Raw genomic sequence first — 24,600 nt, 5'->3', positions numbered from 1 at the left:
AGCAAAAACAGAGGCGAAAAAAAACCTGCGCATCCGCGCAGGTTGGTGCAAGAGAAGAGTACGAAAACGTACCAGGAATTCTCACCAATCAATACCTCTGGGATCTTGATTGTGGCCTCCGGCGACAGGCTTCGCCAGCGGGAAAACGCAAGGGAATGAGCCGAAGTGCAACCAGGTGTGAATATTCTCTTTTGCTGTTACAGGTTGAACTTACAGGCAAAAAAAAACCTGCGTAAAACGCAGGTTGGTGTAAATCGTGTTAATCAACCGAAGTTGATTCCACCTATCAATACCTCTGGGATCTCGACTCTAGCAATTCATAACGCATCGTTGCTAACGGACAATCGCAACAGCCTGAGGCAAAGTGTAACTAAAGGTTCAGATTACCATTATTCAGACATGACTGGCCGTGTAACGATTACACCGCGAGGGATGTTCTGCTTCACGTTTGCAGAGGACGCTCACCCGCTCCCCTTGAATGCGCGCCGCTTTTCCGCAACACTAGTTAGTGTGTAAACGCTTACCCCTATAAGAAGGTATTGAATGGCGACAATTAAGGATGTGGCTCGTCTGGCCGGTGTTTCCGTCGCGACCGTCTCCCGCGTAATCAACAACTCCCCTAAAGCGAGTGATGCATCGCGCCAGGCCGTGCAGGACGCCATGGAAAACCTGAATTATCACCCTAACGCCAACGCGCGCGCCCTTGCCCAGCAGTCGACAGAAACCATCGGGCTGGTGGTCGGGGATGTATCCGATCCGTTTTTCGGTGCGATGGTCAAAGCCGTAGAACAAGTCTCTTATCACACCGGAAATTTCCTGCTGATTGGTAATGGCTACCACAATGAACAGAAAGAGCGCCAGGCCATTGAGCAGCTGATCCGTCATCGCTGTGCGGCACTGGTGGTCCATGCCAAAATGATCCCCGACGCCGAGCTGATCCATCTGATGAAACAGATGCCGGGGATGGTGATTATCAACCGTATTATTCCCGGTTTTGAAACCCGCTGCGTGGCGCTCGACGACCGTTACGGCGCATGGCTCGCAACCCGTCACCTGATCCAGCAGGGCCATACCCGAATTGGTTATCTGTGCTCCAACCACCCAATTTCCGATGCGGAAGATCGCCTTCAGGGCTATTACGACGCGCTGCGCGAAGCCGGCCTGCCCTGCAACGATCGCCTTGTGGCGTACGGAGAACCGGATGAGAGTGGCGGCGAGCAGGCGATGACCGAGCTGCTGGGACGCGGGCGGAATTTCACCGCCGTGGCCAGCTATAACGACTCCATGGCCGCCGGCGCAATGGGCGTGCTGAATGATAACGGGATCGACGTCCCGGCAGAAATTTCGCTGATTGGCTTTGATGATGTGCTGGTGTCGCGCTACGTGCGCCCTCGCCTGACAACCGTGCGCTACCCGATTGTAACCATGGCAACGCAGGCGGCAGAACTGGCGTTAGCGCTGGCCGAGCATCGCCCGCCGCCGGAAATTACTCACCTGTTCAGCCCAACCTTAGTGCGCCGTCACTCGGTGGTATCGCCCGCGGAAGCCGTGAGCGAACAGCGATAGAGATGGACGGTTTTATCCGGGTATTCCAGCGCATCGCCGATGTAGTGCCAGCCGTAACGTTCGTAGAAGTCGCGGCAGGCAGACCAGAGATGAAGCTCGTGATACCCGGCGCGTCGCGCGTAGCCGATAACATGCTGCTGAAGTTTTCCCGCCAGCCCGTTTCCCCGGGCGGCTTCATCGACATACAGCGCAGCCAGCCAGGGGTGGAGATCCTGTCGGGAAATTAAATCGCAACGCCACAGCCCAACGGTGCCCAGCAGCTGGTCATCCTCAACGGCAATAAAGGTGAGCGGTAACTCGCCCGGCGTCAGGCTATGCTCGACAATGCTCTGGAAAAAGGCACGCGGCATACCTTCACCAAACGCGTACCAGATCCAGTCGATCACCTGCTGTGTAAACTGCGGCGCAGCGTGAAGCGGCAGTATATTCACACCAGCTTCCCCTGGAAAAGAGGGACCGATTCGAAGAGATAGCCGTCGAAATCGGGTGCGTCTTCGTCTGACAGCTCAAGCAGGCTCTTTTTGACGTTTTCAAGATGCTGGAACATCGCCTGCCACGCCCCCATCACGTCGCGGCGGCGGAGCGCAGCGAGAATGGTTTGCCTGTCGCCGAGCCATTTCAGCCGCCATGCGCGGCTGGCGATGTGGCCGTTGAATTGCTGCCACAGTGGGCTGCTGTCCATGTGATGCCAGACGCTTTCAACGGTCGCCAGCAGCATCTGGTTTTGTGTGGCCCCCGCCAGTACAAGGTGGAACATTTTGTTGTTGTCCTGGCTGCGATCGTCGGCGGCAATCGCCCGTTGCTCCTGCTCGATGATGCGGCGCAGGTTGTCGATATCCGCCCGCGTCGCCATTTTTGCGGCAAAGGCGGCAATGTTGCTTTCAAGCAGCTGACGCGCCTGGAGAATTTCAAACGGCCCTACGTCACTGTTCAGAAAACGCTCTTCCTCGTTTTCATGCTCCTCCGGAATGCGCATCACGTACACGCCAGACCCCTGGCGAATATCCACCGTCCCCTGAAGCTCAAGCATCAGCAGCGCCTCGCGCACAATAGTGCGGCTCACGCCATACGTCTCGGCGATGTTGCGCTCCGGCGGCAGACGCGATCCCACGGGATAATGCCCCTGGATAATCTGCGCCCGTAAATCCTCGCCAATCTCCTGGTACTGTTTTTTTTCCGGCAGGATGACAGCCTTATCCACGTTTTCACCTGTGTTTTTCAGTTAATGCGCGAGCCGGACGTCCTCCCGGCCAGTTTGTGCGCTATTTTACCAGAAGGCTTACTTCCATTCATCGTCTACCCTGAGCGTCAGCACACGCTCATCGCGCAGCTGGCGGAACCAGGACGCTGATTTCTTTGCCCGCCGTGCGCGTTGATTTTCAAGGTCGATCTCAATCAGCCCGTAGCGGTTTTTAAACGCGTTCATCGGCGAGACGTTGTCGGTGAAGGCCCACAGCATATAACCGTGACAGTTTGCCCCCGCCTCCCGCGCCAGCAGCGTGTAGTAGAGATGTTCGCTGATAAACGCGATGCGGTACGTGTCATCGATAATGCCGTCGCGATTGCGAAACTGCGCTTCGTTCTCCACACCCATCCCGCTTTCCGCTACAAACCAGTCAATGTTGCGATAGTCGTTTTTAATCCGCATCGCCATGTCGTAAATAATGCGCGGGAAGATCTCCCAGCCGCGGGAGGTGTTCATCCTCCGCCCCGGCAGCTCGAACGGCTCGTAGTAATACGCCGGGTGGAACGGCGTCTCCGGGTGCCAGGCGCGGGACGGGGCTTTGACGCGATGCGGGTAATAGAGGTTAATGCCCAGCTCGTCGACGGTGTTGTCGGCAATCAGCGCCAGCTCGTCAGCCGTGTAGTCCCACTGCACCTGATGCTGCGCCAGCAGGGTAAAGAGCGCCTGCGGATAGCGCCCGTGCACCAGTGGGTCGAGAAAGACGCGGTTGTAGAACAGATCGTACATCTCTGCCGCTCGCACGTCATGCGGTGCGCGCGAGCGTGGATAGGTCACTTCCGGGTTAAGAATACAACCCACTGAGCCGTCATACCCTTTCTCGCGAAACAGCTTCACCACTTTCGCCGTCGCCAGCACTTTATGGTGGTTCCACTGCATCCAGGTGCTGGTGTTCTGCTCATAGGGCCAGCGCAGTGCGTCAAGGTAGACGCGCGTCTGGACCACAATCGGCTCGTTGAAGGTAAACCAGCGGGTGACTTTGCCGTGAAAGCGCTCAAACACTTTTTCCGCATAGCGAACGAACAGCTCGACGACGTGCTTCGACGCCCAGCCGCCGTAGGTTTCCAGCAGCACGCCCGGCAATTCGTAGTGTTCCAGGCAGATCATCGGCTCAATGCCCTGACGGTGCATTTCATCGAACAGCGCGTCGTAATAGGCGGCGTACTCTTCATCTACGGTGGCGTTTTCATAGTCGGTCAAAAAGCGCGACCAGTTGATCGAGGTGCGATAGTGCGTCAGGCCCGCCTGCTTCATCAGCGCCACATCTTCACGGAAGCGATTAATAAAGTCGGTTGCCACCGCCGGGCCATAGCCGTTGTGCCAGACGTGACGATCGTTCTTGTACCAGAGATCGATCCACGAATCCTGCCCTGGCTTTTTGCCGCTCCAGCCCTCGGTCTGCCAGGCCGATGCCGCCGCGCCCAGCATAAAATCCTGCGGTATAGTTATCTGTTTTATGCTCATCCGGTCCTCATGCGTTATCGGTGGCTTGTTGCAGCGCGGCCTGCTCTGCGCGGCGTGAGGCAATTTTCACAAACGGCAGATAGATAATCACCGCGGTCACGATGCAGATAAACTGGGTGATCACCGCCCCCATGGAGCCCGCGGTTGACAGCCAGGCGTTGATCAGCGGCGGCGTGGTCCAGGGCACCATCACCACGGCTTTCCCGGCAAATCCGGTCACGGTGGCAAAGTAGCCAATCGAGCCCGTCACCAGCGGCGTGATGATGAACGGGATAGCCAGGATCGGGTTGAGCATGATTGGCATCCCGAAGATCACCGGCTCGTTGATATTAAAAATACCCGGGCCGATGGAGAGCTTAGCGATCTCCTTCATCTCTTTACGTTTGGTGGCAATCATGACGGCGATCAGCAGGCCGATGGTCAGGCCGGAGCCGCCGATGCTCATATAGACGTCCCAGAACGGCATGGTGATGATGTTTGGCACCTCTTTGCCCTGCTCGAACGCGCTCATGTTAACGGTGATTGCCCCCAGCAACAGCGGCTCGCGGATCGGCTTGATCATCTGGTTGCCGTGAATACCAATCACCCAGAACAGCTGGGCGACAAACATCAGCAGCAGGATCCCCGGCAGGCTTTGCACCACGCGCTCCAGCGGCTGTTGCACCACCTGGTAAACCGCGTCGTAGAGATACATGCCGGTAATCTGATGAAACACGAAGCCAAAGGTGGCGATGGCAGTGGTGGTGATAATGGCCGGGATCAGCGCAGAGAACGACGCGGCGACGTTCGGCGGCACCGTGTCCGGCATCCTGATTTTCAGCCCCTTGCGGTTTTCCAGCCAGCAGTAAATCTCCACTGACAGGATGGCGATAAACATGCCGAGGAACAGGCTGCGGGTATCGGAGAACTGGCGCAGCAGCACGTCTTTCACCACGTGCATCTCGCCGTCCACCAGCATTTCCACCGTGGTTGGCGTCACGCAGATAAAGCAGATCACCGCCAGCAGGCCGGGGAACAGGGACTTAATGCCGTTAATACGCCCCAGCTCAATGCCGATTAAAAACACCGCACCGATGTTGAGAAAGTTAAGCGTGGCATAGTTGAGCGCGCTGGTGATCGGCTTTAACGCCGCCAGAAACGACAGCGACTGAAAGCTCGCCAGGCCGTTTTTCGGATCCAGCACCATATTGGAGATCAGTACCGAGAACGCCCCCACAATGATGACCGGCATTAAGGTAATAAACGCAGACTTGATCGCCTGGATATAGCGATAGCTGTTGAAGGTGGTGGCAAAACTGCCCAGAGCGTCGATCAGTTTTTCCTGAAATGCCATAGGGTAATACCTCAGTAAAAGGGCTTTTATTGAATAAGATGGACAGCCGGATACTATTGGTATGCCAAAAATAGCGTCCACAGGCGCTTTGTTCTGTGATTAAGCTCTCAATGAGGTAAGAGGTATTCCAGATTGCGATTTATCACCATTTTGGCATGCCAATGACAGGCATTTATCCCGCGGGCGAGGATCGTTACCGAAAAGCGTGATCGTTATGGGGTTTTGCCCTTCCCACGTCGCTTATGCGCCGGATGGTCTGTGTTAAACTGCAAACCATTACGTGGAAACAGGAATTTCGAATGGCAACAATGCTGGATGTCTCACTGCGTGCGGGCGTGTCGAAGGCCACCGTTTCGCGCGTGCTGAACGGCACAGGTCAGGTTAAAGAGAGCACGCGTCAGCAGGTATTTCGCGCGATGGAGGAGTTGGGCTATCGTCCGAACTTTCTCGCGCGTTCGCTGGCTAACCAGACCAGCAACAGCATTGGTCTTGTCGTCTCGACGTTCGACGGTTTTTACTTTGGTCGTTTGCTACAGCAGGCGTCACGGCAGACCGAAAAGCACGGAAAACAGCTGATTGTTACCGACGGTCACGACGCCCCTGAACAGGAAGAACAGGCGGTGCAGATGCTCGCCGACCGCAAGTGCGACGCCATCGTGCTGTACACGCGATACATGAGCGAAAAGACGATCCTGAAGCTGATCAACAGCGTGCAGACGCCGCTGGTGATCATTAACCGTGAAGTGAGCCAGGCGGCGGATCGCTGCGTCTTCTTTGAACAGCAGGACGCGGCCTTCAAAGCGGTGGATTACCTGATAAGCCAGGGTCATCGGGAGATCGCCTGTATCACCGTCCCGATCCACACCCCAACGGGTAAAGCGCGGCTGATGGGCTACCGTAAGGCGCTGGAGAAGCACGGTATTCGTCTCGACGAGCGGCGGATTAAATACGGCGATGCAGGCATGACGCGGGGTTACGAGCTGTGCAAGGAGCTGATTGCGGAAAAGACATCGTTCAGCGCCCTGTTTGCCTGTAATGATGATATGGCCCTGGGCGCCTCCAAAGCATTACACCAGGCCGGGCTGAAGATCCCGCAGGATATTTCGCTGTTTGGTTTTGACGATGCCCCCAGCGCAAAGTGGCTGGAGCCTGCCCTGTCGTCGGTATATTTGCCGATCGACAACATGATCGTCACGGCAATCGACCAGGCGATCCGGCTGGCAAAAAACCAGCCGGTTGAAGCGATCCCGCCGTTCACCGGCACGCTGGTGTTACGCGATTCGGTGACAACAGGGCCGTGGTTTAATCAGACCAGCTCTAACGCCAGCAGCTCCTGAATGGTCTGGCGACGGCGAATCAGCCGCGCCACGCCGTTATCAAACAGCACTTCCGGCAGCAGCGGGCGGCTATTGTAGTTGGAAGACATAGACGCCCCGTACGCACCGGTATCATGCAGCACCAGATAATCTCCCGGTTTTACCTCTGGCAGCGAACGGGTTTCGACTTTCCCGCCTTCCTGCTGAGTAAAGACGTCACCGGATTCACACAGCGGGCCGGCAACAACGGTCTCGATGCGCGGCGCGTTGACCAGATCGCGGCCATCGGCGGCAAGCGCGGTAATGTGATGATAGCTGCCGTACATGGACGGGCGCATCAGGTCGTTGAAGCCAGCATCAATCAGCACAAAGTGACGGCTTCCCATCTCCTTCACGCTCCGCACCTGCGCCACCAGCACGCCAGCTTCGGCGACCAGGAAACGACCCGGCTCAATCTCCAGCTTCACCGCATGGCCCAGATGGGCAGCGATCCTGTCACGCGCGGCGCTCCACAGGCCGTAATAGTGATCCGTGTCGATCGCCTCTTCTCCTTCGCGGTAAGGGATCGAAAGCCCTCCCCCGGCGGAGATCGCCTCCAGATCCTGACCAAAATCGATAACCTGACGCACCATTGCGCCACAGACCTGCTCAAGATGGCCATAATCCACGCCGGACCCGATATGCATGTGAATGCCCACCAGCTTGAGGTTGTAGCGTTGTAAAACCTCCAGCGCCGCAGGCATATCGGCATACCAGATCCCGTGTTTACTGTTTTCGCCCCCAGTGTTGGTTTTCTGACTGTGGCCGTGACCAAAGCCCGGGTTGACGCGCAGCCAGACGCGATGGCCAGGAGAGACCTGCCCAAGCTGTTCCAGCATATCCACCGAACCAGCATTGACCGGGATTTGCAGCTCGTGCACGCGCGCCAGCGTGGCGTCGTCTATCAGGTCAGCGGTGAAGACGATCGCGTCGCTGTCGGCTTTCGGATCAAACCCGGCCGCCAGCGCACGTTCGATCTCACCCAGCGATACGGAGTCAACCTTCACGCCCTGCTCGCGCATCAGGCGCAGAATATGAATATTGGAGCAGGCTTTCTGCGCAAAACGCACCACGTCAAACTGATGCAGCGCGGCGATCTTCTCGCGGACAATCTGCGCATCGTAGACCCACACCGGACAGCCGAATTCGGCAGGCAGGCGCAGCAGGTTATCGGCGTTTAAATCGGTTTCGGTCTGGTTGAGCGGGCGTGGCATGGTCGTCTCCGGAAATCTGTTTTTTATCATTACGCCATAGCCTGAAGAGAATAAAAAATATCGTTTTATCGTGAGTCTATGCAAAAATGATATGGAACACGCTCAGCCATCAGGTGCCCTATGCCCGCCGTTAACCTACGCCATATCGAGATTTTTCATGCGGTGATGACCACCAGCAATCTCACTGAAGCCGCGCACATGCTGCACACCTCGCAGCCGACGGTCAGCCGCGAGCTGGCGCGTTTTGAGAAAGTGCTGGGGCTGAAGCTGTTTGAACGCACCCGCGGCAGGCTGCATCCAACGGTGCAGGGTTTACGTCTGTTTGAGGAGGTTCAGCGCTCCTGGTACGGGCTGGACAGGATCGTGAGCGCGGCAGAGAGCCTGAGGGAGTTCCGCCAGGGCGAACTGTCCATCGTCTGCCTGCCGGTCTTTTCCCAGTCATTCCTGCCGGTACTGTTACAGCCGTTTCTGGCCCGCTATCCGGAGGTCAGCCTGACCATCGTGCCGCAGGAGTCGCCGCTGCTGGAGGAGTGGCTTTCGGCCCAGCGCCACGATCTGGGTCTGACTGAAACCCTCGTCACGCCAGCGGGAACGGAACGCACGGAGCTGCTGTCGCTGGATGAGGTCTGCGTGCTGCCTGCCAGCCACCCGCTTGCCCACAAAACCGTGCTGACACCGGCGGATTTTCACGGTGAGAACTATATCAGCCTGTCGCAGACCGACAGCTACCGGCAGCTTCTGGATGGCCTGTTTGCCGAACATCAGGTGAAGCGGCGGATGGTGATGGAAACGCACAGTGCGGCGTCAATTTGCGCGATGGTGCGCGCGGGCGTGGGTATTTCGGTGGTGAACCCGCTCACGGCCATGGACTACGCCAGCAGCGGCGTGGTTCTGCGCCGTTTTAGCGTTTCCGTTCCCTTTACCGTGAGCCTGATCCGCCCGCTGCACCGGCCCGCCTCAGCGCTGGTTGATGCCTTTAGTGAACATCTGATTGCGCACGCGCGTCAGGTGGCGCTTCGCTTACCTGACCTGCAAAAACCTTTATGACAGCATAAACTCCACCGCATCCGCGGCATGGATGGCGGCGGTATCGAAGACCGGTATCGGGCTTCGGTCTGCCGGCACCAGCAGACCGATTTCGGTACAGCCGAAGATGACCCCTTCCGCTCCCTGCTGCGCCAGTTTCTCTATCACGCTGACGTACCAGGCGCGCGAAGCTTCGCTGAAGGTGCCCAGACACAGCTCATCAAAAATAATCTGGTTAATGTGCGCCCGGTCAGCCTCCTCCGGGATCAGGCTTTCAATCCCGAACTGGCTGCTCAGCCGCCCGCGGTAAAAATCCTGTTCCATGGTGTAGCGCGTCCCCAGCAGCGCCACGCGCGTCATGCCGGCGGTACGTATGGCACGCCCGGTGGCATCCGCGATATGTAAGAACGGCAGCGAACAGCGGTCTTCAATGTGCGACGCCACCTTATGCATGGTGTTGGTACACAGCAGAATACCCTGCGCGCCCGCACGCTCCAGCCCGAGCGCGGCGTCCGCCAGTATCTGCCCCGCTTTGTCCCACTCCCCGCTCGACTGGCAGGCTTCTATTTCATGGAAATCCACGCTGTGCAGCAGCAGGCTGGCCGAATGCAGGCCGCCCATACGCTGTTTAACGCCTTCATTAATCAGGCGGTAGTACGGGATCGTTGATTCCCAGCTCATGCCCCCTAACAGACCGATCGTTTTCATCTTTCCTCCTGTGCGTTTCACCCAGTGAAGCAAACTTGTGATCGCCTTTCCAGTTATTTGGCTAAACGTTTCCTTTTCTCGGCGGGTGAGATAAGTTAATTGAAACAATGTTTCATTACATAACAGGGCGAAAATATGTTTATTTTCCATAAAGAGACCACGCTTGAGGATCTGGGCAACGGCGTGACGCGTCGTATTCTGGCGCACGACGGCAGGATGATGGCGGTGGAAGTGAATTTCGAGGAAGGCGCGATTGGCCCGATGCATAACCACCCGCATGAGCAACTCACCTACGTTCTCTCGGGGGAATTTGAGTTCACCATTGGCGAGGAGAAGCATGTGGTGACCGCGGGCGACACCCTCTATAAAGCGCCGCACGTGATGCACGGCTGCGTTTGCCTGAAACCCGGCACCCTGCTGGATACCTTTACGCCGGTACGCGAAGATTTCCTGAAATAAAAAAAGGCGCTCAGTTGAGCGCCTTTTTTGATGTTATTCCGTTACCGGCTCAGGAAGTTGTTCCGGCAGCGGGTTGCGGGTGCTCATAGCCTCGCGCAGCAGCACGCTGCCACAGGCGAACAGTCCACCCAGAATACACGCCAGCAGCACGATGAGGGCTTTGCCCGGGCCATCTTTTTTCACCGGCATAGAAGGTGAAAGCTGGTATTTGAACGGCTCCAGGCTCACATCTTCGAAGGAGAGTTTTTGCAGCTGTGCCAGATAGTATTCGCGGTTCTGGAAATCGGCGTTCAGCTCAGAAACGTCCTTGAGATTTTTTTCAATCTGCAATTTCTGCGCAATCCCGTCCGCACCGAGGGCGACGGAATAATCCGGATCGTCTTTCACCGCCTGTCCATTGCTGTAAACCGGCTTTTTGATCCCAGCCGCGTTCGCCACTTCCAGCGAGTAGTTCAGGCGTTGCAGGTTGGTATTGTGGATATTGGTCAGACGGACCCGATCCAACTCCAGCTGCTGCTGTACCGTTTTGGTTCTCAGGATCAGCTGATCGCGAATGTTTTGCATGGTCTCCTGCTCGACGATGCGGGAGATGTACTGAATGTAACCATTCAACACTTTCTGCGCATCCTCTGCCGTTGGGGCTGTGAAGCTTAACGTCCAGGAGAGGTATGGTGCTTTATCGGCATTTTTTTCCTGCGTGTTATCAACAGCCTTCATCTTTTCGGCAATATTGACCACCGCGCGGTGCAGCTCCAGCGGGTCAACCTCAGCGCCATCGAGCTGAGCCATCACGTAAGGTGAGCTCTTCATGTACTCTTCAAGCAGAGACTGGGACTGAAACTTTTTGATAAACAGATTAAACACATCCGCACGGGTAATTTTCACGTCGACATCAAGCACCTGGAGCGCCACCATCATCTGGCGCAGCGAACTCCACTGCGTCTGTTCCGCGGGCGTAATGACCGCTTTACTGGTCCATTTTTGCGGTATCAGAAAGGCGATTGCCAGGCCGACCAGTGCAAATGCAAAGACAATGGTGATGATGCGTTTTTTTGCTGCCAGCAGGACGTCCAGCAGACCCAGAAGATCTATTTCTTTAACGCTGACCGCCGGGGGAGCATAGTGAGGAAAATTGAGATCCGTATGTTTTTTGAAATCCATCGCTGACATAACTGTTCTTCTTTTAAGGATGCAGTGAAATTCTGCCTGACTGGTTCCGGTGTAACAAATCATACAAGAATGTAAGAATTATCTGAATGACGAATTGGTACATCTGTAGACCTGCTATCAGATCTGGTAGTTAGCCACGCTGCGTGACTATTGTTATTCCTGCTCCCCTTTTGCTTCATTATCTCTTCCTCATGGGCCGCGGCGAACGTCCGTGGAAAGTCAAAAATGCCACCTTCCTCACTATATTGAAACAGCGTTTCGACGCTGATCACATTTCCACCATTAAGCGAATGACGCAGAAATAAATCGCAATAATATAAAATAAAACGATGTTTTAGTATCCAAGAACACCGGTTCAGCTCTTTTGAAACCCGAAGCGCTTACACCACGACGAAAGACAAAAAAGCGTTAAAAAACAAACGTAGGTTTTGCCGTTGCCAGACGTTGCACCCTGAATTTCAGCTCCCATGCCGCGCATCGCAGGCCTGGGAAAATGTAACAAAGCAGATTTCGTATTAAACCATTGATTGCCAGGTAGGTATGTATGAATGAAAACAAGCTGCTGGGGCTCGCATGGATATCACCCTATATCATCGGGCTGATACTCTTTACGGCATTCCCCTTCGTCTCATCGTTTTTCCTCAGCTTTACGGATTACGATTTGATGAGTCCGCCGGTGTTTAACGGCATCGAAAACTATCGCTACATGTTTACCGAAGACACGCTCTTCTGGAAATCCATGGGCGTGACCTTTGCCTATGTATTTTTAACCATCCCGCTAAAGCTCGCCTTTGCATTAGGAATTGCCTTTGTCCTGAACTTTAAATTACGCGGCATCGGCTTTTTCCGAACGGCCTACTATATTCCGTCGATCCTCGGCAGCTCCGTCGCCATTGCCGTATTGTGGCGCGCCTTATTTGCCATCGATGGCCTGCTGAACAGCTTTATCGGCGTTTTTGGCTTTGATCCGGTGAACTGGCTGGGCGAGCCGTCGCTGGCGCTGATGTCCGTTACCCTGCTGCGCGTCTGGCAGTTCGGTTCCGCGATGGTCATCTTCCTGGCCGCGCTGCAAAACGTACCGCAGTCCCAGTATGAAGCGGCAATGATCGATGGCGCATCGAAATGGCAGATGTTCATGAAGGTGACCGTGCCACTGATTACGCCGGTGATCTTCTTCAACTTCATCATGCAGACCACGCAGGCGTTCCAGGAATTTACCGGGCCGTACGTGATTACCGGCGGCGGGCCAACCTATTCGACCTATCTGTTCTCGCTCTACATCTACGACACCGCCTTTAAGTATTTCGATATGGGCTATGGCGCGGCGCTGGCGTGGATCCTGTTCCTGGTGGTGGCCGTCTTCGCCGGTATCGCCTTTAAGTCGTCGAAATACTGGGTGTTCTACTCCGCCGATAAAGGAGGCAAAAATGGCTGATATTCAACAACTCTCCACGGCAAGAAGCGTCGCCGAACGCGAAGTGGCCCGCACGCTGCGCAGAGAGAAAATCAACGCCTCCGTTCGCTATGTGATTCTGCTGGTTGTCGGCCTGCTGATGCTTTACCCGCTGGTGTGGATGTTCTCCGCGTCGTTCAAACCGAACCACGAGATCTTCACCACACTGAGCCTGTGGCCTGCCCACGCCACCTGGGATGGTTTCGTAAACGGCTGGAAAACCGGCACCGAGTACAACTTCGGCCATTACATGCTGAACACCTTTAAGTATGTGATCCCGAAAGTGATCCTGACCATTATCTCCTCCACCATCGTGGCGTACGGCTTTGCCCGCTTCGAGATCCCGTGGAAGAAGTTCTGGTTCGCCACGCTCATCACCACCATGCTGCTGCCCAGCACCGTGCTGCTGATCCCGCAGTACCTGATGTTCCGTGAAATGGGCATGCTCAACAGCTATATGCCGCTGTACCTGCCGCTGGCCTTCGCCACTCAGGGGTTCTTCGTCTTCATGCTGATCCAGTTCCTGCGCGGCGTCCCGCGTGACATGGAAGAGGCGGCGCAGATTGACGGCTGTAACTCCATTCAGGTGCTGTGGTACGTGGTAGTGCCGATCCTGAAACCGGCCATTATCTCCGTCGCCCTGTTCCAGTTCATGTGGTCCATGAACGACTTTATCGGGCCGCTGATTTACGTCTACAGCGTGGATAAATACCCCATCGCACTGGCGCTGAAAATGTCCATCGATGTCACCGAAGGCGCGCCGTGGAACGAAATTCTGGCAATGGCGAGCATCTCCATTCTGCCATCCATCATTGTCTTCTTCCTGGCACAGCGCTACTTCGTACAGGGCGTCACCAGCAGCGGAATTAAAGGTTAAGAGGGAAATACCATGGCTGAAGTTATTTTCAACAAGCTGGAAAAGGTCTACTCCAACGGCTTTAAAGCGGTACACGCTATCGATCTTAAAATTGCTGAAGGGGAATTCATGGTGATCGTCGGCCCATCCGGCTGCGCCAAATCCACGACCCTGCGCATGCTGGCGGGGCTCGAAACCATCAGCGGCGGCGAGGTGCGCATTGGCGACAAGATCGTGAACAACCTCGCGCCGAAAGAGCGCGGTATTGCAATGGTGTTCCAGAACTATGCCCTCTATCCGCACATGACGGTGCGCGAGAATCTGGCCTTTGGTCTCAAACTGAGCAAACTGCCGAAAGATCAGATTGAGTCTCAGGTGAATGAAGCTGCCAAAATTCTTGAACTGGAAGAGCTGCTCGACCGCCTGCCGCGCCAGCTTTCCGGCGGCCAGGCGCAGCGCGTGGCGGTAGGCCGTGCGATTGTGAAAAAACCGGATGTGTTCCTGTTCGATGAGCCGCTTTCAAACCTCGACGCCAAACTGCGCGCTTCGATGCGTATTCGTATTTCCGACCTGCATAAGCAGCTGAAGAAATCCGGAAAACCGGCGACCACCGTTTACGTGACACACGACCAGACCGAAGCGATGACCATGGGCGACCGCATCTGCGTGATGAAGCTCGGCCATATCATGCAGGTGGATACGCCGGACAACCTCTACCACAGGCCGAGGAACATGTTCGTGGCGGGCTTTATCGGCGCGCCGGAGATGAATATACGCAAAAGCGTACTGGTCGAAAAAGCGGGCCAGCTGCACATCGCCATTGGCGATGAAACCATGCCGCTGAACGCGGAGAAGCAGGAGAAAGTCGCGGCCTACGCGGGTCAGGAGATTTACTACGGCGTGCGTCCGGAATTTGTGTCGCTCTCTGATGAGCCCTTCCCGAACGGCGGCTGTAGCGGGGAGATGGTGCGCGTTGAGAACATGGGCCACGAATTCTTTGTGTACCTGAAGGTCGCGGACTACGAACTGACCGCCCGAATCCCGTCCGATGAAGCTAAGCCAATGATTGATAAGGGGCTTCATCGTAAGGTGTATTTCACGTTTGAGATGAACAAGTGTCATATTTTTGACGCAAAAACTGAACAGAACCTCTCTCTCTGATGGAGTGATAAAAATGAAAAAAGTGCTTTTAAGCGCAGCAATCTCCGCGACCCTGGGTCTTACCGCTTTGCCATCGATGGCGCAGAATGTGGATTTACGGATGTCCTGGTGGGGCGGCAACGGCCGTCACCAGGTCACCCTGAAAGCGCTGGAAGAGTTCCATAAGCAGAACCCGGACATCAACGTGAAAGCGGAATACACCGGCTGGGATGGTCACCTCTCCCGTCTGACCACCCAGATTGCGGGCGGCACCGAGCCGGACGTAATGCAGACGAACTGGAACTGGCTGCCGATCTTCTCGAAAACCGGTGACGGCTTCTACGATCTGAACAAGATGAAGGACGTGATTGACCTGTCGCAGTTCGATCCCAAAGAGCTGCAAACCACCACCGTGGACGGCAAGCTGAACGGCATTCCGATCTCGGTGACGGCGCGCGTGTTCTACTTCAATGACGAAACCTGGAAAAAAGCGGGTATTGCGTACCCGAAAACCTGGGACGAGCTGATGGCGGCCGGTAAAACCTTCGAGAGCAAGCTCGGCAAGCAATACTATCCGGTGATCCTGGAGCATCAGGATACGCTGGCGCTGCTGAATTCGTACATGATCCAGAAGTACAACATTCCTGCGGTGGATGAGAAAACCAAAAAGTTCAGCTACACAAAGGAACAGTGGGTAGAGTTTTTCCAGACCTACAAAAAGCTGATCGACAGCCACGCCATGCCAGACACCAAATACTATGCCTCGTTCGGTAAGAGCAACATGTATGAAATGAAGCCGTGGATCCAGGGTGAATGGGGCGGCACCTACATGTGGAACTCCACCATCAACAAATATTCCGACAACCTGAAGCCACCGGCGAAACTGGAGCTGGGCAACTACCCAATGCTGCCGGGCGCCACCGACGCAGGTCTGTTCTTCAAACCGGCGCAGATGCTGTCGATTGGTAAGACGACCAAAAACCCGGAGGCGGCAGCGAAGCTGATTAACTTCCTGCTCAACAGCAAAGAAGGGGTCGATACGCTGGGTCTTGAGCGTGGCGTACCGCTGAGCAAAGTAGCGGTGCAGTATCTGACCGAAGACGGCACCATTAAAGAGGACGATCCTTCCGTGGCAGGCCTGCGTCTGGCGCAGTCGCTGCCGGCGAAACTCACCGTCTCGCCATACTTTGACGACCCACAGATTGTGGCGCAGTTCGGTACTTCTTTGCAGTATATCGACTACGGGCAGAAAACCGTGGAAGAGACGGCCGCTGACTTCCAGCGTCAGGCGGAGCGTATTTTGAGACGTGCGATGCGGTAAAAACAAAGCCGGGTGGCGCTTCGCTTACCCGGCCTACACGGTATCGTAGGCCCGGTAAGCGAAGCGCCACCCGGCAATGACATTACACGCCGATATTACGTAGTTTCTCCCCTTTCATCAGCTTGCGTTCAATATGCTCCAGGGTCACGCCTTTGGTTTCCGGGATCAGCCAGAATGTCACGCCGATAAACGCCACGTTCAGCACCGTATAGAGCCAGAAGGTGCCTGCCGCGCCAATCGCATCCAGCAGCGTCAGGAAGGTCGCGCCAATGATCATATTCGACACCCAGTTGGTGGTGGTGGAACAGGTGATACCAAAGTCGCGGCATTTCAGCGGCTGAATTTCAGAGCACAGGATCCACACCACCGGTGCGGCGCTCATCGCGTAACCGGCGATGCACATCATGGTCATGCCAACGGAGAGCCAGGAGAGGCCGCTTGACGCCGTGCCGTTATCGAACTGCATCAGGCAGTAACCAAGGATCAAGGTGCCGAGCGCCATTACGCTAAAGCCAATTTTCAGGGCCGGTTTACGTCCAGCCTTATCGACGGTGAACACCGCGATAAAGGTGGCGAACATAAAGGTCAGCCCCACCACCAGCGTGGCGATCATCTGCTGTTCGGTGGTGGTAAAACCAGCCATTTTAAAGATGCGTGGGGCGTAATACATGATGATGTTCATCCCCGTGAACTGCTGCATCGCCTGTAACAGCATGCCGAGGAACACCGCGCGGCGCACGTTGCGGTTCGCCTTAAACAGGGACCAGCCGCCCTGCTTCAGCTTCAGGCTTTCGCGGATTTCGTTCAGCTCTTCACGCGCTTTTTCAGACGTGTCGCGCAGCATGCGCAGCACCTCTTCCGCCTCCACGTGACGCCCTTTTTGCGCCAGCCAGCGCGGGCTGTTCGGCAGGAAAATGACTAACACAATCAGCAGCACCGCAGGCAGCGCCAGCACGCCAAGCATTGCCCGCCAGTTGCCGCTGTAGCTGAAGTACGTATCCGACAGGAACGCCAGCACGATACCGAGCGTCACCATCAGCTGGTACATGCTGATCATCTTCCCGCGCACGTTTTCGCTCGCCATTTCGGAGAGGTAAAGCGGCGCGGTGTAGGACGCGATACCTACCGCCACGCCCAGCAGCACGCGGGAAAGCAGCAACACTTCAACGTTGGTGGCAAACGCCGAACCAAGAGAGCCAGCAACAAACAGGATCGCCCCGACCATCAGGCTGTATTTGCGCCCGAGACGGAACGACAGCCAGCCGTTAAACAGTGCGCCGATGGCCGCACCCAGCATCATGCTGCTCACCACCCACTCTTGCAGGCGGTTGCTTAACGTAAAGTGGTCGGTAATAAAGGGCAGTGCGCCCGCGATAACGCCGATATCCAGACCAAACAGTAAACCGGCTACGGCGGCCGCAACAGAAACAAACTGGTTCATGCGTCGGGTATCGCGCAGCGCAGCGGGCATAAGGGTAGAGTCATTTACAGATGTCATTGTTTCCTGCCTCAACAGCGAAATTCGTTAAGTGAAATTACGAGATACCGGAAGAAAGTGTCAGGCCGGAAATGGTGAAGATATGGATTATTTCGCTACGACACACCGATCTGTGATGGACATTACAATTTCAAATCAGGATGGTTTAACCTTATTTTTGATTAATTAGTTAATATTTAAGCAATAAATGTGTGACACCCGTCATTCATTCCTTTTCAGTATGGATTTTTCATCTTTATGGATATGGATAAAGCCAATTTTGGCGCAAAAAAAACCTCTACACGAGGGCAGAGGTTCTTTATTCGGGCTGACTTAACGTGCCAGCCAGCCGCCGTCTACGGCAACGGTGTAGCCATTAATGTAGTCCGAAGCCGGGGACGCCAGGAATACAACCGGGCCCATCAGATCGCTCGGCAGACCCCAGCGACCCGCTGGAATACGCTCCAGGATTGCCGCGCTGCGCTCTTCATCCGCACGCAGCTGCTGGGTATTGTTGGTGGCCATGTAGCCCGGCGCAATCGCGTTGACGTTGATGTTGTGCTGCGCCCACTCGTTCGCCAGCAGACGGGTCACGCCCATCACGGCACTCTTCGATGCGGTGTAAGACGGCACGCGGATGCCGCCCTGGAAAGAGAGCATGGAGGCAATATTAATGATCTTGCCACCTTTCCCCTGAGCAATGAAGTGCTTCGCAGCCGCCTGGGACATAAAGAACACGCTCTTGATGTTCAGATTCATCACGTCGTCCCAGTCCGTTTCGCTGAAGTTAATCGCGTCTTCACGACGGATCAGGCCGGCGTTGTTGACCAGAATATCGATATGCCCAAACTCCGCCACCGCGCGATCCAGCAGCTCAGGGATCGCATCGATTTTGCGCAGGTCCGCGGTCAGGCTCAGGAAACGGCGGCCCAGCGCGGTGACGCGCTCGATAGTTTCCGTTGGCTCAACGATGTTAATCCCGACGATATCGCAGCCCGCTTCCGCCAGACCTAACGCCATACCCTGCCCCAGCCCGGTGTCACAACCGGAAACCACAGCCACTTTACCTTGCAGAGAAAATGCATCCAGAATCATGTTTGTTCCTTAATCGTTCAGCGCCTGTCAGCAACAGGCAGATGTATGCTTAACTGCCTGCGACTAGCGCAGATCCTTAACAGCGACGTGGTCCATGTCATCAAAGACCTGGTTTTCACCGACCATCCCCCAGATAAAGGTATAGGCTTTCGTTCCCACGCCAGAGTGGATGGACCAGCTCGGCGAAATGACTGCCTGCTCGTTGTGCATAACGATATGGCGCGTCTCCTGCGGCTGTCCCATCATGTGGAACACGCAGGCGTCTTCATCCATGTTGAAATAGAAGTAGACTTCCATGCGGCGCTCGTGGGTATGGCACGGCATGGTGTTCCACAGGTTGCCCGGCGCAAGCTCGGTCAGCCCCATGCTGAGCTGGCAGGTTTCCAGCACATCCGGAACAAAGTATTTGTTGATGGTGCGACGGTTGCTGGTGAGGTTATCGCCAAGGGTCACCGGGGCAACGTCCGCTGGCGTGACTTTTTTGGTTGGATAAGTCGTATGAGCCGGGGCGCAGTTGTAGTAAAACTTCGCCGGTTTGCTGGCATCAATGCTGGCGAACACCACCTCTTTCGCGCCTTTGCCGACGTACAGCGCGTCGCGGTGACCAATTTCGTAGCACTGGCCATCGACGGTAATGGTGCCCGGCCCGCCGATGTTAATCACGCCCAGTTCACGGCGTTCGAGGAAGTAGCTCACGCCCAGCTGTTTGCCCACTTCACCGCCCACGGAGACGGTTTTCGCCACCGGCATAATCCCGCCCACAATAATGCGGTCAATATGGCTGTAGACCATGGTGTACTTGTCGGCTTCGAACACTTGCTCAACTAAAAACTCACTGCGCAGCCCCTGAGTATCCAGCATTTTAGCGTGCGCACTGTGGATGCTTTGTCTGACGTCCACGTAAACCTCCAGAATTGATCGTGCCCGAAGGCAAAGATAAATAACGAAACAACGTTCCGTTTTCGTGATGAACACATATTATCCCCTGACAACGGGGTTTTCAATTGCATTTAAAACAACGTTTCATTTTTCCTGCCTGTTTATGCCAGAAATGGAGTTTCGATCACGATAAATCTTTAAGACCCTCAATCTGGTTAATGAAAATGAGAAAGTGCGCTGTCAGTCACACATAATGAAACAACGTTTTGATAATTTATCACCTAGTTTTCAACCTACATTACGCGTTCAAAGGAGTGCATTATGGCTAAAGGTATGCGGGTCAAGCTGAACTATGAGGTCAGCCGCGATCCGGATACAGGCGTGGAAGTCACCCGCCTGACCCCACCGGAAGTAACCTGTCATCGCAACTACTTTTACCAGAAGTGCTTCTTTAACGATGGCAGCCACCTGCTGTTCGCCGGGGAGTTCGACGGTCACTGGAACTATTACCTGTTGGATCTGAAAAACGCCGAAGCGGTACAGTTGACCGAAGGCGCGGGCGATAATACCTTTGGCGGGTTCCTCTCTCCGGACGATAAATCCCTCTACTATGTGAAGAACGATCGCACCCTGCTGGAGGTGGATTTACAGACGCTGGCAGAGCGCGAAGTGTACCGCGTTCCGGAAGAGTGGGTCGGCTACGGCACCTGGGTCGCGAACAGCGACTGCACCAAACTGGTGGGTATTGAGATTGCCAGATGTGACTGGACGCCACTCAACGACTGGAAAATTTTCCACGACTTCTTCCACAAAGGGCCGCACTGCCGCCTGCTGCGCGTTGATCTGAAAACGGGTGAAAGCACCACCATTCATGACGAGAAGATCTGGCTGGGACATCCGATTTATCGCCCGTTCGATGACAATACCGTGGCCTTCTGTCATGAAGGGCCGCACGACCTGGTCGACGCCCGCATGTGGCTGGTCAACGAAGATGGCAGCAACGTGCGGAAAGTGAAAACGCACGCGGAAGGTGAAAGCTGTACACATGAATTTTGGGTGCCGGACGGGTCCGCGCTGATCTACGTCTCTTATCTGAAAGGTCAGCAAGGGCGTACCATCTCCCGCTTCAACCCGGACACCGGCGTGAATGAAGCGGTAATGAACATGCCCGCCTGTTCGCATCTGATGAGCAACGTTGACGGCAGCATGCTGGTTGGCGACGGTTCCGGTACGCCTGTTGACGTGAAAGACACCGGCGGCTACACCATCGATAACGATCCTTATCTGTATGCCTTTGACGTGGCGAAGAAAGCTTATTACCGTATCGCCCGTCATGACACCTCATGGGCTACGGTGGCGAACAGCCGCCAGGTAACCCACCCGCATCCGTCCTTCACCCCGGACGAAAAAGCGGTGCTGTACAGTTCCGATAAAGACGGCAAACCGGCCCTCTATATCGCGAAACTCCCCGAGCAACCTGAAATGTTGCATGCCTGAATGAGTTAGTGTTTCTGTAACTGGCCTTGCCCTCCGATTCGGAGGGCTTTTTTTTGGGTGATTGCGCGGCGCTTTTTGCCGGGTGGCGCTTCGCTTACCCGGCCTACGAAAAAATGGATTGGAAAGAATGTGTAGGCCGGGTAAGCGTTAGCGCCACCCGGCGGTTTTTAGCGAAGGAACTGAATTATCAGAAGGAGTACGCCACACCTAAACGGAAACGGGTCTGGCGTTCGTCCGTGTCTTTAACCCCCACGTTCCCCACCTCCACATACGGTGCCCAGTTTTTATCCCATTTGTAGGCCAGCTTGGCGTTATATTCGTTGGAATAATCTTTATTATTATTTCGGGCCACGCCTTCAGAACTTTTCGCGTAAACATAGTTCAGCTCGGTACGCCAGTCACCTAATACCCAACCGACCCACGCATCGCCTCGGTTAACTTTATCATCGTCCTTATTTGAGCTTGACGGGTAGCGAGTATATTCGTAACGGTAACGCGCAGCCACGTAGAAGCCATTATCGAAGCTATATTGCACATGCAGATTCGGTTTATAAATGGTGCGACTGTCTGTGCTTTCAATCGTAAACGCAGGGGTCAGGGCGATATTGTCTGTCGCTTTCCAGCGCCAGCTAATCTGATCTTCGTGACCGTTCCCCACTACATCCGCGAATGGCTGATCTGCCTTGTCCCCGCCTGATTTCCACTTCGCCTCGACTGAAAAACCGAAGCCATTATCAAAGCGGTGCGAGACGGCAACACGGTCGGCATTCGAGCCGCTGTCAATATATTCGTGACGCAGATCGACGGTAACGGCGCTAGCCGCAAAAGAGGCACTAATAAGGGAAGCAAGGAGCAGAGATTTCTTAAACATGAAAAAACCCTCAATTAAAATAACGTTTCGTTTTTATGAAACTTGAGTTTATTTTTTATGCACCGTTATTTTAGTGACAAGGATCGAAATTATTTGTTTCATTTTTTTTGGCAAAGATCGACGTGAACCCCATCAACAATAAAAGGGCATTAACCGTAAATTTCAGGGGGAAGATCACATTAAGCACTTCACAAAGCAAATAATTAACCGCGCAATAATTATTGCGGGCTTCAGAAAGAACGCAGAAGTGTTAAAAAAGGATTCTGCGGACACAAAAAAACCTCCCGTGGGAGGTTTTCTGTGCACAGAGAGGGGAAACTACCGTTCGATAGCCAGGGCCACCCCCTGCCCTCCGCCAATACAGAGCGTTGCGATCCCTTTTCGGGCGTTACGCTTTTTCATTTCGTGGACCAGCGACACCAGAATGCGGCAGCCGGAGGCGCCAATGGGATGACCCAGCGCAATTGCACCGCCGTTGACGTTGACCCGCAGCGGATCCCATTCCAGCATTTTCCCGACCGAGATCGCCTGTGCAGCAAAGGCTTCGTTGACCTCAATCAGATCCACATCGCTCAGCTCCCAGCCCGCCCGCTCCAGGCAGCGGCGCGTGGCATAGACCGGGGCGATCCCCATTAACGCAGGATCAACACCCACGCTGGCAAACGCTTTGATGCGCGCCAGCACCGGCAGCGCCAGCTCCTGGGCTTTGCTTTCACTCATCATCATCACCGCCGCCGCACCGTCGTTAATGGATGAGGCGTTGCCTGCCGTTACAGAACCGAGCGTTTCAAAGGCCGGATCGAGTTTTGCCAGCCCTTCTGCGCTGGCATCGGTGCGCGGCTGCTCGTCGGTATCGACGATGAGCGCTTCGCCGTTCTGGCGCTGGGTACTGACCGGGACAATTTCATCGCGAAAACGCCCGGAGTCGATCGCTGCACGCGCTTTTTGTTGTGAGCTGAGGGCATATGCATCCTGAAGCTCGCGGCTGATACCGTATTCCCGCGCCAGGTTTTCCGCCGTTACGCCCATATGGTAGTCGTTGAAGGCGTCCCACAGCCCGTCGTGAACCAGACTGTCAAGCAGCTGACTGTTCCCGAGCTGCGCGCCGGTCCGGCTGTCGGTCAGGACGTGCGGGGCGCGGCTCATATTCTCCTGCCCGCCGGCAATAACCACGTCCGCTTCACCGCACTGGATGGCCTGCGTCGCAAGATGGAGCGCTTTCAAACCTGAACCACAGACGTCGTTGATGGTAATTGCCGAAACTGTATTGGGCAGGCCGCCCTTCAGCGCTGCCTGGCGCGCAGGGTTTTGTCCCGCGCCAGCGGTCAGCACCTGGCCAAGGATCACCTCATCAATTTCATGTGCGGCAATCCCGCTGCGTTCCACCAGCGCTCTTACCACCACGCTGCCGAGATCAACCGCAGAGTGACGCGCAAGCGCTCCCTGAAAACAGCCGATAGCCGTACGTAACGCACCCACTATAACGACATCTTTCATCACGACCTCTGTGCAAAATGACATGACGATAGTAGAGGATTGTTATCAACAATTGACGCAAATGTTTAAAATTAGTGAGTTTAGTCACAGGATTATCGTGCGTCCTGCAAGTACTGGCGCAGCCAGCTTCCGGCGACGCCGGGCGGGGTTCGTTTGTTCCATACCAGATCGATGGCAATCGACCTCGGCCAGCCCGGCACGTTCAGCTGCACCAGCGATTTCGACGCGGCAAATTCGTCGACCAGCGCGCAGGGTAACGCGCACCAGCCAAAGCCCTGTACCGCCATACTCAGCAGTAACAGGTAATTCGGCGCAGACCAGACCGGCCCGCGCGCAAGGGGCGCTTCCCGTTCAAGATAGGTACTCAGCCGCAGCTCGCGCCAGCCATGCAGCTCGTCCGCCTGCGTCTCATGTTGCCCTGCCAGAGGATGTCCGGCAGAAACGTAAATAGCCATCCTTGTCTGCATAGGCAGACGGGTCGCGCCAATATCGGTCGGGTAGCTGTCGCGCGCTTCCGTCAGGCCAATTTGCGCCCGCTCCTTTTGCAGCAGATCGATCACGTCCTCCTCTTCCCCAATCAGGCACTCAAATTCCGTGTGCGGAAAACGCTGGTCGAACTGGCTCATCATCTGTTCCAGCACGGCCGGGTTAAGCGTATCGGAGAGAACAAAGGTAAAACGCGCCTCCGTTTGCGCCGTTAAGGATACGGCCAGCTCATCCAGGCGCGCGCTGGCGGCGAGTATCGACTGGACATAGCCCAGCACCTGTTCACCCTGGGCGGTCAACACCGGGTGACGCGCCGAGCGATCGAACAGCTCAAAGCCAAGGTCAGCTTCAAGGTTGGCGATGGAGGTGCTGATGGTGGACTGGCTTTTACGCAGCCGCCGTGCCGCAGCAGAAAACGAACCTGCGGCGACAGTTTCAACAAACGCGGTCAGTGCTTCGGGAGAATAACGCATGATGTATCTACTTTATC

General features: G+C 55.3%; 22 protein-coding genes. 9 read left to right on the top strand and 13 right to left on the bottom strand.

The window, feature by feature from the left end:
• Positions 1–543 precede the first annotated feature (543 nt).
• Positions 544–1,566 carry an HTH-type transcriptional regulator GalR gene (gene galR, locus CU081_RS08510; RefSeq protein WP_003862806.1) on the top strand — a complete coding sequence of 341 codons (1,023 nt, stop codon included), beginning with the start codon at positions 544–546 and terminating at the stop codon, positions 1,564–1,566.
• On the opposite strand, the gene CU081_RS08505 is transcribed toward galR, so the two are convergent.
• From CU081_RS08505 to CU081_RS08490, 4 genes are all read right to left on the bottom strand, one after another.
• Positions 1,521–1,997: a GNAT family N-acetyltransferase gene (locus CU081_RS08505; protein WP_003862808.1), complete on the bottom strand. Its 477-nt coding sequence runs from the start codon at positions 1,995–1,997 to the stop codon at positions 1,521–1,523. The two genes, galR and CU081_RS08505, sit on opposite strands and share 46 nt — an antisense overlap.
• Positions 1,994–2,767, bottom strand: a complete 774-nt coding sequence (locus CU081_RS08500; RefSeq protein ID WP_003862809.1) for a GntR family transcriptional regulator — start codon at positions 2,765–2,767, stop codon at positions 1,994–1,996. The genes CU081_RS08505 and CU081_RS08500 overlap by 4 nt, the downstream gene beginning before the upstream one ends.
• A gap of 78 nt (positions 2,768–2,845) precedes the next feature.
• Positions 2,846–4,273, bottom strand: a complete 1,428-nt coding sequence (locus CU081_RS08495) for a glycoside hydrolase family 1 protein (protein ID WP_003862810.1) — start codon at positions 4,271–4,273, stop codon at positions 2,846–2,848.
• Between the two features lie 7 nt (positions 4,274–4,280).
• Positions 4,281–5,606: a PTS sugar transporter subunit IIC gene (locus CU081_RS08490; RefSeq protein ID WP_003862812.1), complete on the bottom strand. Its 1,326-nt coding sequence runs from the start codon at positions 5,604–5,606 to the stop codon at positions 4,281–4,283.
• Between the two features lie 299 nt (positions 5,607–5,905).
• Between CU081_RS08490 and CU081_RS08485 the strand changes: the two genes are divergently transcribed.
• On the top strand, positions 5,906–6,943 hold the full coding sequence (locus tag CU081_RS08485; protein WP_003862814.1) for a LacI family DNA-binding transcriptional regulator: 1,038 nt from the start codon (positions 5,906–5,908) through the stop codon (positions 6,941–6,943).
• Here the strand turns inward: CU081_RS08485 and lysA are convergent.
• Complete coding sequence (gene lysA / locus CU081_RS08480; protein ID WP_003862815.1) at positions 6,913–8,175, bottom strand: diaminopimelate decarboxylase; 1,263 nt, start codon at positions 8,173–8,175, stop codon at positions 6,913–6,915. The genes CU081_RS08485 and lysA overlap by 31 nt on opposite strands.
• 120 nt (positions 8,176–8,295) lie before the next feature.
• On the opposite strand from lysA, the gene CU081_RS08475 reads away from it, so the two are divergent.
• On the top strand, positions 8,296–9,222 hold the full coding sequence (locus tag CU081_RS08475; protein WP_022651792.1) for a LysR family transcriptional regulator: 927 nt from the start codon (positions 8,296–8,298) through the stop codon (positions 9,220–9,222).
• On the opposite strand, the gene CU081_RS08470 is transcribed toward CU081_RS08475, so the two are convergent.
• Entirely contained in the window at positions 9,217–9,909 is a 693-nt protein-coding gene (locus CU081_RS08470) for an aspartate/glutamate racemase (RefSeq protein ID WP_003862819.1), read from the bottom strand. The genes CU081_RS08475 and CU081_RS08470 overlap by 6 nt on opposite strands.
• A gap of 135 nt (positions 9,910–10,044) precedes the next feature.
• Here CU081_RS08470 and CU081_RS08465 point away from each other — a divergent pair, with 135 nt between their 5' ends.
• Complete coding sequence (locus tag CU081_RS08465) at positions 10,045–10,368, top strand: cupin domain-containing protein (protein WP_003862821.1); 324 nt, start codon at positions 10,045–10,047, stop codon at positions 10,366–10,368.
• A gap of 33 nt (positions 10,369–10,401) precedes the next feature.
• Here CU081_RS08465 and wzz(fepE) read toward each other — a convergent pair whose 3' ends face one another.
• Positions 10,402–11,538 (bottom strand): LPS O-antigen length regulator Wzz(fepE), encoded by a 1,137-nt coding sequence (gene wzz(fepE) / locus CU081_RS08460; protein WP_003862823.1) that lies wholly within the window; start codon positions 11,536–11,538, stop codon positions 10,402–10,404.
• Positions 11,539–12,082: 544 nt separating this feature from the next.
• Between wzz(fepE) and CU081_RS08450 the strand changes: the two genes are divergently transcribed.
• Genes CU081_RS08450 through CU081_RS08435 form a run of 4 tightly spaced genes read left to right on the top strand, consistent with a single transcriptional unit; the run spans position 12,083 to position 16,308 of the window.
• Complete coding sequence (locus tag CU081_RS08450; protein WP_003862825.1) at positions 12,083–12,973, top strand: carbohydrate ABC transporter permease; 891 nt, start codon at positions 12,083–12,085, stop codon at positions 12,971–12,973.
• Positions 12,966–13,868 (top strand): carbohydrate ABC transporter permease, encoded by a 903-nt coding sequence (locus tag CU081_RS08445; protein WP_003862827.1) that lies wholly within the window; start codon positions 12,966–12,968, stop codon positions 13,866–13,868. Before CU081_RS08450 ends, CU081_RS08445 begins: the two co-directional genes overlap by 8 nt.
• Positions 13,869–13,880: 12 nt before the next feature.
• The gene (locus tag CU081_RS08440) at positions 13,881–15,008 is read left to right on the top strand and encodes an ABC transporter ATP-binding protein (protein ID WP_003862829.1); all 1,128 of its coding nucleotides are present in this window, start codon (positions 13,881–13,883) and stop codon (positions 15,006–15,008) included.
• Positions 15,009–15,021: 13 nt separating this feature from the next.
• Positions 15,022–16,308, top strand: a complete 1,287-nt coding sequence (locus tag CU081_RS08435) for an ABC transporter substrate-binding protein (RefSeq protein WP_058647459.1) — start codon at positions 15,022–15,024, stop codon at positions 16,306–16,308.
• A gap of 82 nt (positions 16,309–16,390) precedes the next feature.
• On the opposite strand, the gene araE is transcribed toward CU081_RS08435, so the two are convergent.
• The 3 genes from araE to kduI all read right to left on the bottom strand — a co-directional run bounded on the left by araE (position 16,391) and on the right by kduI (position 19,780).
• Positions 16,391–17,806, bottom strand: coding sequence for an arabinose-proton symporter AraE (araE, locus tag CU081_RS08430; RefSeq protein WP_003862834.1), 1,416 nt, complete (start codon positions 17,804–17,806; stop codon positions 16,391–16,393).
• Positions 17,807–18,118: 312 nt separating this feature from the next.
• On the bottom strand, positions 18,119–18,880 hold the full coding sequence (gene kduD, locus CU081_RS08425) for a 2-dehydro-3-deoxy-D-gluconate 5-dehydrogenase KduD (protein ID WP_003862835.1): 762 nt from the start codon (positions 18,878–18,880) through the stop codon (positions 18,119–18,121).
• A gap of 63 nt (positions 18,881–18,943) precedes the next feature.
• Positions 18,944–19,780 (bottom strand): 5-dehydro-4-deoxy-D-glucuronate isomerase, encoded by an 837-nt coding sequence (gene kduI, locus CU081_RS08420; protein WP_003862837.1) that lies wholly within the window; start codon positions 19,778–19,780, stop codon positions 18,944–18,946.
• Between the two features lie 300 nt (positions 19,781–20,080).
• Here kduI and CU081_RS08415 point away from each other — a divergent pair, with 300 nt between their 5' ends.
• Positions 20,081–21,256, top strand: coding sequence for an oligogalacturonate lyase family protein (locus tag CU081_RS08415; RefSeq protein ID WP_003862840.1), 1,176 nt, complete (start codon positions 20,081–20,083; stop codon positions 21,254–21,256).
• Between the two features lie 187 nt (positions 21,257–21,443).
• Here the strand turns inward: CU081_RS08415 and CU081_RS08410 are convergent, their stop codons facing one another.
• The 3 genes from CU081_RS08410 to CU081_RS08400 form a co-directional block, all read right to left on the bottom strand.
• Positions 21,444–22,127, bottom strand: coding sequence for an oligogalacturonate-specific porin KdgM family protein (locus tag CU081_RS08410; RefSeq protein WP_003862842.1), 684 nt, complete (start codon positions 22,125–22,127; stop codon positions 21,444–21,446).
• Between the two features lie 318 nt (positions 22,128–22,445).
• Positions 22,446–23,624 carry an acetyl-CoA C-acetyltransferase gene (locus tag CU081_RS08405; protein WP_003862843.1) on the bottom strand — a complete coding sequence of 393 codons (1,179 nt, stop codon included), beginning with the start codon at positions 23,622–23,624 and terminating at the stop codon, positions 22,446–22,448.
• Between the two features lie 92 nt (positions 23,625–23,716).
• Positions 23,717–24,583, bottom strand: coding sequence for a LysR family transcriptional regulator (locus tag CU081_RS08400; protein WP_003862845.1), 867 nt, complete (start codon positions 24,581–24,583; stop codon positions 23,717–23,719).
• Positions 24,584–24,600 lie beyond the last annotated feature (17 nt).

Source organism: Enterobacter sp. CRENT-193 (assembly GCF_002787395.1).
Lineage (GTDB): Bacteria > Pseudomonadota > Gammaproteobacteria > Enterobacterales > Enterobacteriaceae > Enterobacter > Enterobacter hormaechei_C.
This window is presented reverse-complemented; position numbering and strand designations above follow the sequence as displayed.